This window comes from Burkholderia sp. Ax-1724 (assembly GCF_011752995.1).
Lineage (GTDB): Bacteria > Pseudomonadota > Gammaproteobacteria > Burkholderiales > Burkholderiaceae > Paraburkholderia.
On sequence record NZ_VWWL01000002.1, the window covers coordinates 313,061 to 328,828 of the forward strand.

General features: G+C 65.2%; 7 protein-coding genes. 3 read left to right on the top strand and 4 right to left on the bottom strand.

Annotated elements, in window-relative coordinates:
• Window positions 1-220 precede the first annotated feature (220 nt).
• Window positions 221-5,746, bottom strand: a complete 5,526-nt coding sequence (locus F3J19_RS03480) for an AAA family ATPase (protein WP_345890999.1) — start codon at window positions 5,744-5,746, stop codon at window positions 221-223.
• Between the two features lie 312 nt (window positions 5,747-6,058).
• Here F3J19_RS03480 and wrbA point away from each other — a divergent pair, with 312 nt between their 5' ends.
• Window positions 6,059-6,673, top strand: a complete 615-nt coding sequence (gene wrbA / locus F3J19_RS03485) for an NAD(P)H:quinone oxidoreductase (RefSeq protein WP_167037672.1) — start codon at window positions 6,059-6,061, stop codon at window positions 6,671-6,673.
• A gap of 56 nt (window positions 6,674-6,729) precedes the next feature.
• A complete protein-coding gene (locus F3J19_RS03490) occupies window positions 6,730-7,125 on the top strand; it encodes a nuclear transport factor 2 family protein (RefSeq protein ID WP_167037674.1) in 396 nt (131 codons plus the stop codon).
• A gap of 30 nt (window positions 7,126-7,155) precedes the next feature.
• Here the strand turns inward: F3J19_RS03490 and F3J19_RS03495 are convergent, their stop codons facing one another.
• Complete coding sequence (locus F3J19_RS03495) at window positions 7,156-8,133, bottom strand: oxidoreductase (RefSeq protein WP_167037676.1); 978 nt, start codon at window positions 8,131-8,133, stop codon at window positions 7,156-7,158.
• 101 nt (window positions 8,134-8,234) lie between these two features.
• Between F3J19_RS03495 and F3J19_RS03500 the strand changes: the two genes are divergently transcribed.
• Window positions 8,235-9,200, top strand: coding sequence for an AraC family transcriptional regulator (locus F3J19_RS03500; RefSeq protein ID WP_167037679.1), 966 nt, complete (start codon window positions 8,235-8,237; stop codon window positions 9,198-9,200).
• 98 nt (window positions 9,201-9,298) lie between these two features.
• On the opposite strand, the gene F3J19_RS03505 is transcribed toward F3J19_RS03500, so the two are convergent.
• Complete coding sequence (locus F3J19_RS03505) at window positions 9,299-14,815, bottom strand: AAA family ATPase (RefSeq protein ID WP_345891000.1); 5,517 nt, start codon at window positions 14,813-14,815, stop codon at window positions 9,299-9,301.
• Between the two features lie 104 nt (window positions 14,816-14,919).
• The gene (locus tag F3J19_RS03510) at window positions 14,920-15,588 is read right to left on the bottom strand and encodes a response regulator (RefSeq protein ID WP_167037682.1); all 669 of its coding nucleotides are present in this window, start codon (window positions 15,586-15,588) and stop codon (window positions 14,920-14,922) included.
• Window positions 15,589-15,768 lie beyond the last annotated feature (180 nt).

Genomic DNA, 15,768 nt, shown 5'->3' on the forward strand with positions numbered 1-15,768 from the left:
ATACGCAAAACAGTGGATTCTTCCGGACGATCCCGGCACTGGACTATCAAGCTCCAGCGCGTTCTGTTGGGGGAGCTGAAACCCTTGCTGGGTCGGCTTCTCAGTCTCGCCTCTATTCCCTGGTTTACTGTCCTGGTCCGTTGACTTCCTTTGTTTCGTGGGGCTGGTTGAGGCATGCCGCTGTCTTCAACAGCCCGGCGCTCAGTGCGCCAGCTATTCATCAACTGGCCTTATTGCTACCAGGAAGCACGAACTCGAAGACCGCGCCGTGGGGAACGTTGGCGCTCGCGTGAAGCTTTCCCCGATGTGCTTCGACGATCGAACGGCAGATCGACAAACCCATGCCGAGACCCCGCGTCTTCGTCGTGTAGAACGCATCGAAAACGCGCTCGGTTTCCTTCGTCGGCAGCCCGGGGCCGGTATCGCGCACGACAACCGATACGCAGTTCGGCGCATGTCCCGTCGTGCTGATCTGCAATTCGCGTGGCTTGCCGCTTGTCGTGCACATCGCCTCGATTGCATTCATGATCAGGTTGAGCATGAGTTGCTGAAGCTGTACGCGGTCGCCCAGCATGAACGGTAAGTCCGCATCGAGTGAAGTCGTGACCGAAACGCCGTTTTTCGATGCTTCGCCTTGCACCAGATCGATCACGGCGCGAACGGCCTCGTTGATATCCACCTGCTCTTGACGGAGCGGGGCCTTCTTGACCAGCTCCCTGATTCCCTCGATGATGCCGCCGGCTCGCCTGCCGGCGCTGACGATGTCATCGAGCGATTCCCTGATTTCCCCCAGGTCGGGTGGGGTGGCCTTCAGCCAATGCAGGGCCGCCGCCGCATGCGTGACGGCCGCTGTGATGGGCTGCTGGACTTCGTGAGCGATCGAGGCGGTGAGCTGGCCCATCGTCGCCACGCGGTTGGCATGTGCCAGTTCCATTTGTGCTTCGAGGTAGCGCCGCTCGTTCTCGCTCGCTTCGGCTTCAGCTCGCTTGCGCTCGGTCAGGTCAAGTACGAAGCCGATGCTTTCGTCGCCGCCTGCTTCGAGCAGCGCCATGCCGATCAGCACCGACACGCGGCTGCCGTCCTTTCTGAAATATTCTTTCTCGAATGGCGCCAGCTTGCCGGCCGTCATCAGCGTCTGAATTTTTTGCCTGTCGATCTCATGCCACTCGGGCGGCGTCAGCTCGGTCCAGCGGATGCGTCCCGCTACGAGATCGTCGCGGCAATATCCGATGATACGTAGAAAGGCGTCGTTGGCCTCGAAAATCCGGCCCGCCGTATGCCAGATCGCGATGCCGACGATATTGGCATCGATCAGGCGGCGGATGTGCGCCTCGCGTTCGGCCAGTTCCTGATACAGGCGCGCATTCTCCAGCGTGGTCGCGGCTTGCGAGGCCAGCAGCTTCAGCACTGCGATCCGGCCCGGCACGAAGACGCGAGCCGCCAGATTGTTCTCGAGGTATAGCGTGCCGACCAGCTTGGTCTGGTTGACGAGCGGCAGGCAGAGAACCGAGCGGACCCGATGCGCGCCGATATAGGCATCGGCGGCAAACGGCGCTGCTCCGGTGCACGCATCGTCGAGCAGGATGCTCTCGCGCGTGCGTACGACGTACTGGAGCACGCTCTCCGGCAGCCTCGCCGTCGTGGCGGGTTCATCGCAGAGCGTCACGACGACGGCGTCGCCGGCTACGCTTGCATGTGCGGCGATGCGCTGCTCGTCGCCGCGCGCGAGCGTCAGCACGCAGCGCTGCGCGCCCGCGTGCCCGAGCGCGATGCGCAGCAGCTTGTCGAGCAATTGCGCCAGTTCGAATTCGCCGGACATGGCTTGAGATATTCCGGTCACGATCGAAAGATCGAGGCGCTCGACCGATGTCTCGATCGCCCTCGTCGCGGCGAGCACGGGCTCGCGCGTACGAAGGTGCGGATACGTCTCTTCGAGCTGCCGCACCTTGCCGTCGGCACCCCAGTTCAGATAAGCGTCGCGTGCGCTGCGCCGGAGCATCTGCGCAAACGTTTCGAGGCCGCGCGTCGCATGAAAGCGCGCGGCCAGCTCGCAAGCGAGCGCCTCGATATGGATGAAGCCGTTCTCGCGAGCCGACCGGATGGCCCGCTCGAAGCGTTGCCGGGCGCCGGGTTCGTCTCCGTCGATGCGGGCGAGTTCGGCTCCGGCCAGTGCCGAGCGGCAGGCGAAGTTCTCGGGACAATCGGCCGACCAGGCTTCGAGTTGCCGCTGGTGTCCGGCGAGGGTGGCCCGGTGCCGCTGCCGTTCGCCGAGCGGTGCAAAGTCGAACGCGAGTGCGTGGGAGAGGGCCGCGTAAAAGTAATATTCAGCCAGTTCGAAGCTCAACGGCACGCCCCACAGGAAGCGTTGCGCCTGCGCGGCTGCCTCGACGGCTGCCTCGTGATCGCCGGCGAAGAAGCGCGCCTGCATCTTGCGCACCCAGTAGAAGCATCTTGGACTGGGCCAGCCCGGGTGCGTGGCGAATCGCTGTTCGATCCCGCGTTCGTCGAACTGGCTGTCGTCGAAGGTGCCGAATCCCGGCGTCAGGCCGCACAGTGTCCGGACCAGTTGGCGCTGCGCTTCGATGATGTCGACCAGCCCGCCGTACTGCGTCTTGCGCGCGAAGACGAGACTATGCTCCGCCTCGCGAAGCACCTCGGGCAAGGCGTCGCCTGCGGCGAGCAGGTTGGTGGTCATCTGGACGCGCGAGTACGCGCCGTAGAGGAGATTGCCGTGCCGCTCCGCGACCTGCGCCGCGCGGCGCAGCGGATCGCGTCCGGCGCGGACATGCTGCGCCCAGTGTGCCAGGCCGGCGGCGAAGGTCGTGTGCGTTCGGGCCTCGAAGCGTGTCAGTGCGCGCCGGTCGACGAGTCCGCAGGCGAGCCGGCCCAGCCGGAATGCGGTCCGGTAGTCGTTGAATCTCGCGCCCGCGGCGACGCCGAGTTGGGTATAGGCGGGGCACGACGCATCGGCATGGCCATATTCGAGGCTTAGCGCGATCGCGCGGCAGAACAGCAGCACGAACAGGTTGATGCGTTGGCCCGTCTGAAAGATGGGCGGGCCGAGCTTGATCAGGACGTGCAGCGTCGCGAGCGAGTCGGGATCGGTCATCAGCGGAAGCGCGAAGAGATCTTCATCGCTGCGCTCGCGAAGGCGCGACACGATCCGTTCGTACTCCTCTTGCGCTTCGTCGTCGGTCGGATGCGGCGACACGCCGATACCCGCGCCGCGCAGATAGTCGAGCCCGATCGCAATGGCGCGGTCGTTCCGGTCGCCGAGCGAAAAGTACAGGTCGATGCCGAGCGAGGCGACGGCGGCCCGCTCGACGTGCGTGAGCGCGTGTCCGGCAAGTTCATCGAGCCGCATCCGCGCGTCGGCCGTGGCACCGGTCAGGAAGTCGCATTCGGCGCGCAGGCTGTCGAGCGAAAAGCACAACGCATGACGGCGCGCCCAACTGTCCCCGGTCAACAGCGCTGCGCCGGCGCCGGTATAGGCACGCGCGGCGGCATAGGCCGCCGACGCCCTGGCGCGGCGTCCCGCAAGCAGATTGAGTTCGGCGAGCTGCTCGCGTTCATCCCGCGAATCGATCAGGCCGGCGCCGCGATTGAGTTGGCCGACGATGTCGAAAATGTTCTCTTCCAGTTGCGCGGGAGGCGTATGCGCGAGAAGGCAGCGCCCGATCCGCAGATGCGTGTGCGCGATCGACGGGGTGGCAATCAGCGCATAGGCGGCTTCCTGGACACGGTCGTGAGTGAACCGGTAGACACCGCCGCCGAGTTCGACCAGTTCGTTGCGCAGCGCCGGCCACAACAAATCGTGGACTTCGCACTCGGTCGCATCCAGCACGGCCGACAGCATCGCGATCGTGCAGTCGCCGCCGAGGCCGGCGAGCTGTTGCAGCGCATGCTGCGCGGGCGCCGGCAATCGTGCGAGTTTGCCGGCCATCAGATCTGCTACGTTGTCGGTGTAACCGGTGGCGTGAATCTGTCCGATGTCCCACGACCAGCACGCGGCGCGGTGATCGAAGGTCAGCAGGTTTTCCTCGGCAAGCGCATGGAGAAACTGGTTGACGAAAAACGGATTGCCACCCGTCTTCGCATGCACGAGCTGGGCGAGCGGCGCGGCCGATTCGGGATCGCGGCGAATCGTATCCGCCACCAGTTGCGTCACGTGCTCGCACGTGAGTGGGGCGAGCGCGATTTCGTCGACCCGTGTGCCGGTTTTGCGGATCATGGCGAGCTTGAGCGCGAGTGGATGATCGGCATCGACCTCGTTGTCCCGGTATGCGCCGACCAGCAGCAGGTGTCGCAGATCGGAGCTGACCAGCAGATATTCGAGCACGTCCAGCGTAGCGGCATCGAGCCACTGCAGATCATCGAGGAACAGCGCGAGCGGATGTTCCGGCCGCGCGAAGACGCCGATGAAACGCTGGAACACGAGATGCAAGCGGCTGCGTGCTTCCTCGAGAGGCAGCTCCGGCGCCGGCGGTTGTGCACCCACGATGAATTCGAGTTCAGGCACCAGTTCGACCATCAACTGGGTGTTCGGTCCCAGCGCCTTCAGCAGCGCGTCCCGCCAGGCGCTCAGCTCGGCCTCGTGCTTGCCCAGCAGCGGCCGCACGAGGCTCTGGAAAGCCTGTACGAGCGTCGAATACGGTATGTCGCTTTTGCCCCGCTCGAACTTGCCCGCGGCGAAGAGCCCGCGAGGCGGCACCCGCGCCTTGTGCAGTTCGTTGACGATCGACGACTTGCCGATGCCCGAATACCCGGTGACGAGAATCAGGGCGGGGGAGCCGTTCCGGATGACGTGATTGAATGTGCCGACGAGGCGCGTGATTTCACGCGACCGCCCGTATAGTTTTTCGGGGATCAGCAGATGGTCCGGCACGTCGCCCGCACCGGGCAGGAAGTCGTCGATACGGCCTTGCGTGTCCCATTGATCGAGGCAGCGGCACAGGTCGTGTTCGACGCCGGCGGCTGTCTGGTAGCGGTCCTCGGGCATTTTGGCCAGCAGCTTCATGATGATGCGCGAGACCGCCTCGGGAATGTGCGGCGCCCGTTCGCTCGGCGCCAGCGGCTGTCGTGCGATATGGCAGTGGAGCCACTCGATCGGATCGGTAGCGGCGAAGGGCAGCATTCCCGTCACCAGCAGGTAGAACGTGACGCCGAGCGCATAGAGGTCGCAGCGCGAATCGATCGAGCGATTCATCCGTCCTGTCTGCTCGGGTGCCATGTACGCAGGCGTGCCGGCGATGAATTCCGGCGGCTCCAGCGACTGACGCTGGCGTGGCCCCTGGGTGGCAATGCCGAAGCCCGTGAACTTCGCTTCGCCGACATGGCGATCGACCAGGATATGGGCGGGCTTGATATCCCGATGGATCAAGCCGCGCGCATGAAGTCTGCCGAGCGCGCCGGCGATACCATGGGCCAGCCGAAGGAAACGCGGCAACGACAAGGGTGCCGGTATCAATTCCAGTGGCTCGTTGCCGCAATCCTCGAGTACGAGGCAGGGCGTCCTCCGTTCGCATGTGAGCAGCAATGGGCGGGCCGCTGCGATGGGGTCGAGCACGTCCTTGAGCGCGTATTCGTGTGCGAACCGTTCTGCCAGTCGCTCAGTTGCGAAGTCCGTGGCAGGTCTTACGACGAGCACCGCGCGGCGCTCTCCATTGTCGCCTGCGCGCGATTCCCGATAGAACACGCATTCGCTGTTCTTCCAGGCGAAGCGTGGCGAATTCGATCCGAAGTTCACTTGATACGCGTCCGAAGTGGAGCCGGGTAGTTCGATCTCGCCGGGAACCCGCAGACTGCCTGGCCCGCAGGGATCGGTGCAGTCTACTATATCGGGAGGACGGTCTCCACGCCGCACTCGTCGAGCGAATCCGTTCGACCGCGACTCTTTACATCGTGGATACGCAATCTTTCCAGCGGCGCTGTTTATTCGACGCGCAATGCCGTCTACATTCTGTCCGTCGGCGCCGATGAGTACTATCCGCAATCGGCGGTATCCGAATGCCGGCTCGCGACCGCTTCCGGTCAGGCGAGCATAACCAGGGAGTCCAGAATGAAAGCCAAAGTACTCGTCCTCTACTACTCGACCTACGGCCATACCGAACATCTGGCCAACGCCATTGCCGAAGGTGCGCAGGGCGCCGGCGCGGAAGTCGCCGTCAGGCGCGTGCCGGAACTCATGCCGCTGGAGGTCGCGCAGAGGGCGGGTGCCAAGCTCGAGCAGGCCGCGCCTGTCGCGCGTCCCGAAGAACTTGTGGACTACGATGCGATCATCATCGGCAGCCCGACACGCTTTGGCCGCGTCTCGTCGCAACTGGCCAACTTCCTCGATCAGACGGGCGGCCTGTGGGCGCAAGGCAAACTGATCGGCAAGGTCGGCGGCGCGTTCGTGTCGACGGCGAGCCAGCACGGCGGGGCCGAAACCACGCTGTTCTCGATCCTGACGTCGATGATGCACCACGGCATGATCACGGTCGGCTTGCCGTACTCGTACAGCGGCCTGACGAACATGAACGAGATCACGGGTGGCGCGCCCTACGGCGCGACGACACTGGCCGGCGCGGATGGCAAGCGTCAACCGAGCGATAACGAACTGGACGGGGCACGCTTTCAGGGCCGTCATATCGCCGGGATTACGACCGCGCTGCTGCGCGGCCGCAATCAGTAACCGCGTGCGCCGGCGCGGTCACCGGCAGCAAGCGTGACGTTTTCAGGAGCAGCGAAATGCAAGCCCACCCGAATGCACGAGCCGTCGATAATTCGCACTTCGATATCCTGAGGAAACTTCAGGTGTATCTGGACGCGATTTACAGCGGCGACGTAGCGGCTTTGCAGTCCACCTTTCATCCGGCCTCGTTGCTCTTTGCCGAAGTTCGCGGGGAGATCGTGCAGAAGACGCTCGATGTATACCTGCAAGGCGTGAGATCGCGACAGAGTCCGGCTTCGCTGAACGAACCCTACGGGATGTCCGTGCTCGGCGTCGAGGTCGTCGGCAATATGGCGTCGGCCAAGGTGCGCGTGAAGATGTCGGGAAACAACTACTACGATTTCCTGTCGCTGCTGAAGGTGGACGGGCGCTGGCTGATCGTCAACAAGCTGTATACGCACATCGACGAGTAGGGGCGCGCGACCTGCCGTTTGCCAGTCCGCTCAGTCGATATGCACGCCGGTCAAGTGCTCGCTGAGTTGCCAGAGCCGCCCGGCCGCGACCGGGTCCATCGCGCGCGGCCGTACGCCACGCAGTTCAGCCGAATCGTCGGCGGGCAGGGCGGGCGCGATCTCGCAGTCGGCGCAGTAAACGCCCCCCATGCCTGCGAGCCGCGCGCTCGTCGCGCACCATAGCGTGGTGGCGGCACCTTGTTCCGGCGTTTTCTTGTTGTTCTGCGGATCGATGATCGGCTTGCCTGCCTTGTCGATGATTTCGCTCGCATCGATCAGCGCCTGCGGCATGTGGCGGATGAGCGGCGTCGCGATACCGCCGGGATGCACGGAGAACGCTCGCACGTTCTCGCGTTGTCCGATCGAGTCGAGTGCGACGGCGAACAGCGCATTGGCGGTCTTGGATTGCCCGTAGGCAACCCACGGGTCGTAGGTGCGCGCGATGAAGTTAGGATCGCGAAAGTCGATGCCCGCGCGCCGGTGGCCGTAGGAACTCAGCGCAATTACGCGGGCGCCTTGCGCGCGGCGCAAGGCCGGCCACAGCCGGCAGGTCAGCTGAAAATGACCAAGATGGTTGGCCGCGAATTGAGATTCGTAGCCGCGTGCATCGCGCAGGAGCGGCGGTGCCATGATCCCGGCGTTGTTGACGAGGAGGTGCAGCGTGTCAGTTGTCGCGAGCACGCGTTCGGCAAACCTGTCGATCGACGCCGGGTCCAGCAGGTCCATCTGTTCCAGAATCACGCCCGGCATGTCGCGCAGTGCCGCGCGGGCTTTGCTCATGTCGCGAGCCGGCACATGGATCGTTGCGCCGGCCGGGCGCAGCGCGCGGACCGTTTCGATGCCGATGCCGGAATAGCCGCCCGTGACGACCACGTGCCTGCCGCTCAGATCGACGCCCACCATCACGTCGGCGGCGGTGGAAGCGGGGCCGAACCCGGAGCCGATGGGCGCCTGCAAGGTAGTGGACATGGCGTGACTCCGTTTGTTTGACGGGCCCACTTTAGCCTGCGCCGTTCGTACGCGGAATGCTTGAAAGCGCGTGTTTTATGTGAGGGAGTTCGAATATGGCAATGGATCTTCTTTCGGACCTGCTCGATCTCGTGCGGGCGCGCTGCACGCTTGCCGGGCGGTTCGTCGCGGGCGGAAGCTGGGTGCGCCGTTTTGACCAGCTCGACGCCGTGAAGCTGTGCGCCGCCGCCGGCGGCGCCTGCTGGTTCTTCATGGAGGGAATGGCCGCCCCTGCGCGGTTCGAGCGCGGCGACGTGCTGGTGACGAACGGTTCCGCTTCGCTGATTCTGGCGAGCGAACCTCGCCTCGTAGAGCATGCGCGCGCGACGCCGCTCGCGCGGGACGACAACGGCGACTACCGGATCGGGCACGGTGCGGATTTCATGATGCTGGGCGGCATGGTGCGGATCGACGCGCGGCACCAGCGACTGCTGCGCGGCGGCCTGCCGCCCGTCATTCATGTGAGCGGCGCCCGGCGCGAGGCGGCAAGCCTCGCGTGGCTGCTCGAACAGATGGTGCTCGAAATGACGCCGCCAGCGCGTCCCGGCTGGTCTGGCGTGCTGACGGAGCTGGCACAGCTTCTTTTCGTGCAGACGCTCAGGGCGTATGTCATGCAGTCGCCGGACAGCGACGGCGGCTGGCTGCGAGCGCTGGGCGACCGGCGCCTCGCTCCCGCCATCGCCTGCATGCACGCCGATCCCGGGCGGGCATGGCGTCTCGACGAGCTTGCGCAGCAGGCCGGCATGTCGCGCACCTCGTTCGCTGTGCACTTTCGCGAGGCAATGGGCGTGCCGCCTCTCGCCTATCTGACCCATTGGCGCATGCATCTGGCCGAGCGGGCGCTGCGTGCCGGCGCATCGGTCGCGCAGGCCGCCGAGGCGATCGGCTATACGTCGGAAAGCGCGTTCAGCCATGCGTTCAAGCGCACGACCGGTATTGCGCCGGGACGCTGCCGCAGGGCAATCGACGAAGAGAGCCTGCTGTCCTGGCCGGACATGGCGGAAAGCGAGGCGGCGACCGAGTTGTAAAACCGGCTTCGGAAGAGGCCGGGCCCCGGCCATGGCCGGCCAGTCATGCGCGGCTTCGGCGCGAGGCGTTGAAGCCTTGTGTTACGCGGTGGCGCGCTTTACGGCTCGACGCTCGGCAGCACGAATCTGAACACGGCGCCATGGGGCGTACCCGTGCTGACCGAAAGCACGCCCTCGTGCGCCTCGACGATCGATCGGCAGATCGACAGCCCCATGCCGAGACCCTGCGCCTTCGTCGTGTAGAACGCATCGAAGACGTGTTCGATCTCCACGGCGGCGATGCCCGGCCCCGAATCCCGTACCGTCACCAGCACGCGATTCGACCAGAGCCGGGCCGTGCTGATGCCCAGCTCGCGCGGCGTCCAGTTCGCCGCACTCATTGCTTCGATGGCGTTAACGATCAGATTGAGCATGACCTGCTGCAACTGCACGCGGTCGCCGTGGACGGGCGGCAGGCCGTCGGCCAGCGTCGCCGAAACCGCCACGCCGCTTTTGGCCGCCTCGCCGCGTGTCAGGTCGATCATCTCGCGAATCGTCTCGTTGATATTCACGCAGCCCTTGCGTAGCGGCGCTTTTCTGATGAGCGCGCGAATCCGCTCGACGATGGCGCCGGCTCGCATTCCCGCGCTGACGATGCCATCGAGCGATTCCCTGATCTCGTCTAGGTTGGGCGGCCGCGCGTCGAGCCAGTTCAGCGCCGCGGCCGCCTCGGTCAGCGCTGCGGTAATCGGCTGCTGGACGTCGTGGGCGATCGAGGCCGTGAGTTGCCCCATCGTCGCGGCGCGGTTCGCGTGCGCGAGTTCCACATGGGCTTCCAGATAGCGCCGCTCGTGCTCGCGTGCCTGGGCTTCCGCGCGTTTGTGCTCGGTCAGGTCGAGCACGAAACCGACGCGTTCGTTGCAGTTCGATTCGAACGCCGCGACACCGATCAGCACCGACGCGCGGCTGCCGCCCCGGCACGACAGCTCTTTCTCGAAGGGCTGCAACGCGCCGGTCAGGGTGAGTTCCTGGGTTCTCTGCTGCTCGATCTCGAACCATTCGGACGAGGTCAGTTCCGGCCACCGCACGCGTCCGGAGACGAGGTCGTCGCGGTCGTATCCGACGATGCGCAGGAACGCGTCGTTGGTTTCGAGAATATGCCCTTCGGTGTCCCAGATCAGGATGCCGACGATATTGGCGTCGACGAGACGCCGGATGCGCGCTTCGCGTTCCGCCAGCACCTGGTACAGACGCGCGTTTTCCAGCGTGATCGCGGCCTGCGAGGCCAGCAGCTTCAAGATCGCGATGCGTCCCGGCACGAACACGCGTGCGGCCAGATTGTTCTCCAGGTACAGCGCGCCCGTCAGCTTGGTCTGGTTGATGAGCGGCAGACACAGCACGGAGCGGACCCGTTGTCCGGCCACATAGGGATCGGCCGCAAACGGCGGCTCGCCGAGGGCGTCGTCGAGGATCACGCTCTCGCGCGTGCGCAGCACGTACTGGAGCACGCTTTCCGGCAGCATGGCCGCGCTGGCCGGCTCGTCGCACAGCCGTACGTCGACGGTATCGCCGGCGGTGATCGCGAGTGCCGCGACGCGTTGTTCGCCGTCGCGCGCGAGCGTGAGCAGGCAGCGCTCGGCGCCGGCGTGTTCGAGCGCCATGCGCATCAGTTTGTCGAGCAGCTTCGCCAGTTCGAACTCGCCCGACACGGCCTGGGATATGCCGGTCACGGTGGCGAGATCGAGCTGCTCGATGGCCGTCTCGATCGTTCTCGGTGCGGCGGGCGCCGCTTCATTGCTTCTCAACTGCGGATATATCTGTTCGAGCTGGCGCACCTTGCCGTCGGCGCCCCAGCGCAGATAGCCATCGCGTGCGTGGCGTATGAACACCAGTGCAAACGCTTCGAGACCGCACGTCGCATAAAAGCTCGCGGCCAGTTCGCAGGCGAGCGCTTCGAGATGCACGAAGCCGTTCTCGCGCGCCGTGCGGATCGCCTGATCGTAGAGCCGTTCGGCATCGTGTTCGTGCCCATCCAGGCGGGCGATTTCCGCGCCGACGAGCGCCATGCGGCTCGCGAAATTCTGCGGACAGTGCTCCGACCATTTCGCGAGTTGACTGTGGTGTCCGGAAAGAGCCAATACGTGTTGCCGCCGCTCGTCGGCCGTGGCGCAATCGCAGGCGGCGGCCCGGGACAGTGCCGCGTAAAGATGATATTCGGCGAGCTCGAAGCTGAGCGGCAAACCCCAGAGCAGCCGTTGCGCCTGCCGGGATGCTTCGAGGGCGCCTTGATGATCGCGGCCGAAGAAACGTGCCTGCATCTTGCGAATCCAGTAGAAGCATTCGGGCGTTGCCCACCCCGAATGCTTCGACCATTGGCGTTCGAGATCGCGTTCGTCGAATTGCCCGTCGTCGAGCACACCGAACTTCGGCGTTACGCCGAGTAGCGTGCGCACCAGCTGAAGCTGGGTGGCGATGATGTCGACCACGAGGCCATACTGCGTTTTTTGCACCCGCGCGAGACCACGCTCCGCTTCGTGTCGCACGTCGGTGAGTGGATCGCCCGCGGCGAGCAGGTTGGTAATCAGCAGATGGTGCGAGTGAGCGCCGTAAAGAGCGTCGTAGTTCCGGTTCGCCGCCTCGGCCCCGAGGCGCGCCAGCTCGCGGCCCGTTGTGACGTGCTGCGTCCACGGCATAAGGTTGTTTGCGCAGAGCACGCGGGTGCCTACCTCGAAGCGTTGCAGGCCGCGCTGTTCGACAAGGTCGCAGCCGATCGTGCCGAAGCGCAAGGCGGTCCGGTAATCGCCGAAGCGCGCGCCCGCGGCGATGCCGAGCAGCACGTACGCGTAGCACGAGGCGTCGCCGTGGCCGGACTCGAGACTCAGTGCGATCGCACGGCAGGCAATCAGCACGAACAGGTTCAGCGAGCGGGGCGACTGGAAGGCCGGCGGACCGAGTCCGATCAGAACGTCGAGCGTCGCGAGCGCGTCGGGATCACGCATCAGTGGCAGCGCGACGAGTGCCTCGTTCGTGCGTGCGCCGATACACGACCGGACCCGTTCATATTCGCGTTGCGCGGCCTCGTCCGACGGGTAGCGCGGCCAGTCGATGCCGAGTCCGCGCAGATAGTCGAGCCCGACGGCGATGGCGCGTTCATCCTGGTCTCCCAGCGCATGATGCAGGTCGATGCTCAGGCGCGTTACGGCTGCGCGTTCGACGTTCGTGGCCGCGTGTGTGGCGAGCGCGTCGAGGCGCGCTTGCGCATGCGCCGTGGCGCCGGTGAGGAACTCGCACTCGGCGCGCTGGAGTTCGAGCGGGAAGCGCAGCGGGCACCGTGGCTCCCAGCCTGTGTCGGTGAGCAGCGACGCGCCGGCGCTCAGATAGGCGAGGGCGGATGCATAAGCTGTCGACGCTCGCGCGCGCTGGCCCGCGGCCAGATTGAGCGCGGCAAGCTGCGTGCGCTCTTCTTGCGAGTCGATTAGCACGGCGCCGCGGTTGAACTGGCCAACGATGTCGAAAATCACCTCGGCCTGCTGTCCAGCGGTCGTATGCGCCGCGAGGCGCCGTCCTATCCGCAGATGCGTTCGGGCGCGCAATGCGGCGGGAATCAGCGAATAAGCGGCTTCCTGGATGCGGTCGTGCGTGAACCGGTAGACGCCCGCGCGCAGCTCGATCAGTTCACGGCATACCGCCGGCCATAGCAGGCTGTGAAGCTTGTTTTCGGCACGGCCGAGCACGACGGTCAGCATCGAAACGTGGCAGCGATTGCCGACACAGGCCAACTGCCGCAGCGCGTGCCGGGTCCGCGCCGGCAGGCGGGCGAGCTTGCCGGTCATCAGGTCCGCCACGTTGTCGGTGTAGCCCGTGGCGCAGATGCGCTCGATGTCCCATGACCAGCGCGCGGCGCGATGATCGAAGCTGAGCAGTTTCTCCTCTGACAGCGCGTATAAAAACTGGCTGACGAAAAACGGATTGCCGCCCGTTTTCGTGTGCACGAGCTGCGCCAGAGGCGCGGCGTGAGCGGGCTCGCAACGCATGGTATCGGCCAGCAGCCGGGCAAGATGGCCGCGGGTGAGCGGCGCGAGCCTGATCTCGTCGAGCGCGGCGCCGGCGTTTTTCATTGCTTCGAGCTTGTGCGCGAGCGGATGGCCGGCATCGACTTCATTGTCCCGGTAGGCGCCGACCAGCAGAAGATGCCGAAGGTTCGAGCGGAGCAGCAGATGTTCGAGCACATCGAGTGTCGCCGCGTCGAGCCATTGCAGATCGTCGAGAAAGAGCACGAGAGGATGCTCGGGCCGCGCGAATACGCCGATAAAGCGCTCGAACACGCTCTGGAAGCGGCCCTGCGCCTGCCGCGGCGGCAGTTCGGGCACGGCTGGCGGTTCGCCGATGACGAGCGCGAGTTCCGGTACCAGGTCGACCATCAGGCGCGCGTCCGGTCCTAGTGCTTGCAGCATCGCGTTGCGCCAGTCGCCCAGTTCGGCTTCGCGCTGGCTCAGCAGCGGCCGTACGAGCTTCTGGAACGCCTGCGCGAGCGTCGCATACGGTATGTCGCGCTTGTATTGATCGAATTTTCCCGTGGCGAAAAGCGCGCGCTGCGGAACCAGCGTCTTGCTCAACTCGTTGACGACCGACGATTTGCCGACGCCCGCGTGGCCTATCACGAGCACCAGCGCCGGCTTACCGGCTCTGGCACCCTGCTCGAATGCGCCGACGAGCGCCTCGATCTCGCGTGCTCTTCCATACAGCTTGTCGGGGATCGCCAGGCGGTCGGGCACGTCCTGTTGGCCGGGCGGGAAATCGTCGATGCAGCCTTGCGTTTCCCATTGATGTAGACAGCGGCGCAGGTCGCGTTCAACGCCGTTCGCCGTCTGGTAGCGCTCTTCGGGCGTCTTGGCGAGCAGCTTCATGACGATGCGCGAGACCGGCTCGGGAACGTGCGGCGCCCGTTCGCTGGGCGCTACGGGTTGGCGTGCGATATGGCGGTGAATCCATTCCATCGCATCGGATGCCACGAACGGCAGTGCGCCCGTGGCGAGCAGATAAAGCGTGACGCCGACGGCGTAAAGATCGCTGCGTGCATCGACGGGACGGTTCATTCGCCCGGTCTGCTCGGGCGCCAGGTAGGCGAGTGTGCCGGTGACGAACTCGGGTGGCTCCAGCGGCAGCTTCTGTCGCGGCAGCCACGCGGCAATGCCGAGCCCGGTGAACTTCGTTGCGCCGCTCGTGGGATCGACCAGGATATGAGCCGGCTTGATGTCTTTGTGAATCAGCCCGCTCGCGTGCAGTTTCGCCAGCGCGGCGGCAATGCCGATCGCCGTGCGCAGGAAATCCGCCAGGGGCAACGGCAGACTCGCGCATTCCAGCGGCTCGTGGCCACCATCCTCGAGGATCAGGCAAGGCTGGCCGCGTTCCTGTACGAGCCGCAACGGGCGCGCTGCGGCAGCCGGATCGAGCACATCCCGGAGTGCGTATTCATGCGCGAAGCGATCCTGCAAGCCGGGTGCCGGCGACCCGGCAGCGGGCCGCACGACGAGCACGGGTCGGCACGCACCGTCGTCGTCCATGTGCCATTCGCGGCTGAATACCCGCCCGCCATCTTCCCAGGCGATGCGCGACCCATCCGATGCGGAACTCACTTGGCTGTCATCCACCGTAGACCTGCCGGCTCAGCCTGGCGGGCGGGCTCGGGCTGATTCGTGCAACGCGACAAGATAAGGCGGGGCGCTCGACGGCCGGCATGCTACGGCCCGATCGCCGATCCCCGCGGCTCGATGCCCAGCAAGCGGACCTTGCAGACCAGGTCCACCGCCGAACGCGCGGACAACTTCTGCATCGCCTGGCGCCGATGCTTTTTGACGGTGACTTCGCTGACGCGGATTATCGACGCGATCTGCTTGTTCAGCAAACCCGTGAGAACGAGCTCCACCACTTCACGTTCGCGCGGCGTAAGACTGTCATAAGCTGCGCGCAGCGGACCGAGTGCCTGCTCGGCCGAGATCCTGTCCCGATCCTTCGCGAGCGCGTGCGACACGGCATCGAGCAGGTCCTGATCGCGGTACGGCTTGGAGAGGAAGTCCGTTGCGCCAGCCTTCATCGCCCTCACGGTCATTTCGATATCGCCGTGAGCGGTGATGACCACGACGGGCATGTGCATCCCTCTGTCGTTCATCGCGGCCTGGAACTCCAGGCCGTTTTCTCCGCGCAGCCTGACATCGAGAATCATGCAGCTCGGCACACTCGGGGGCGAGCACGCGAGAAAGTCCCGACACGTAGCGAATGTCCTGGCGGAAAGCCCGACCGATCGGAACAGATTGCTGAGCGCACGGCGGATGGATTCGTCGTCGTCGATCACGTAGACGATCGGGTCCGGCGCGCTTGATATGGCAGTGGCGGATTCGTGCGAATACATGTTGAACATGCCTCTTCGAAGACGTCAGGCTCTGAGCGACATCGACCGCGGCTGACACGTCGGCATGACCCGGCGAACGGGTCGGCACGAAGCGCCGCGGCTGTCCTTATGAAAATAGGGCGGAGCGACATGATCGGTGACGGTCGCCGAGCAAGCTGCGAATGCATTGTGAACGCATTG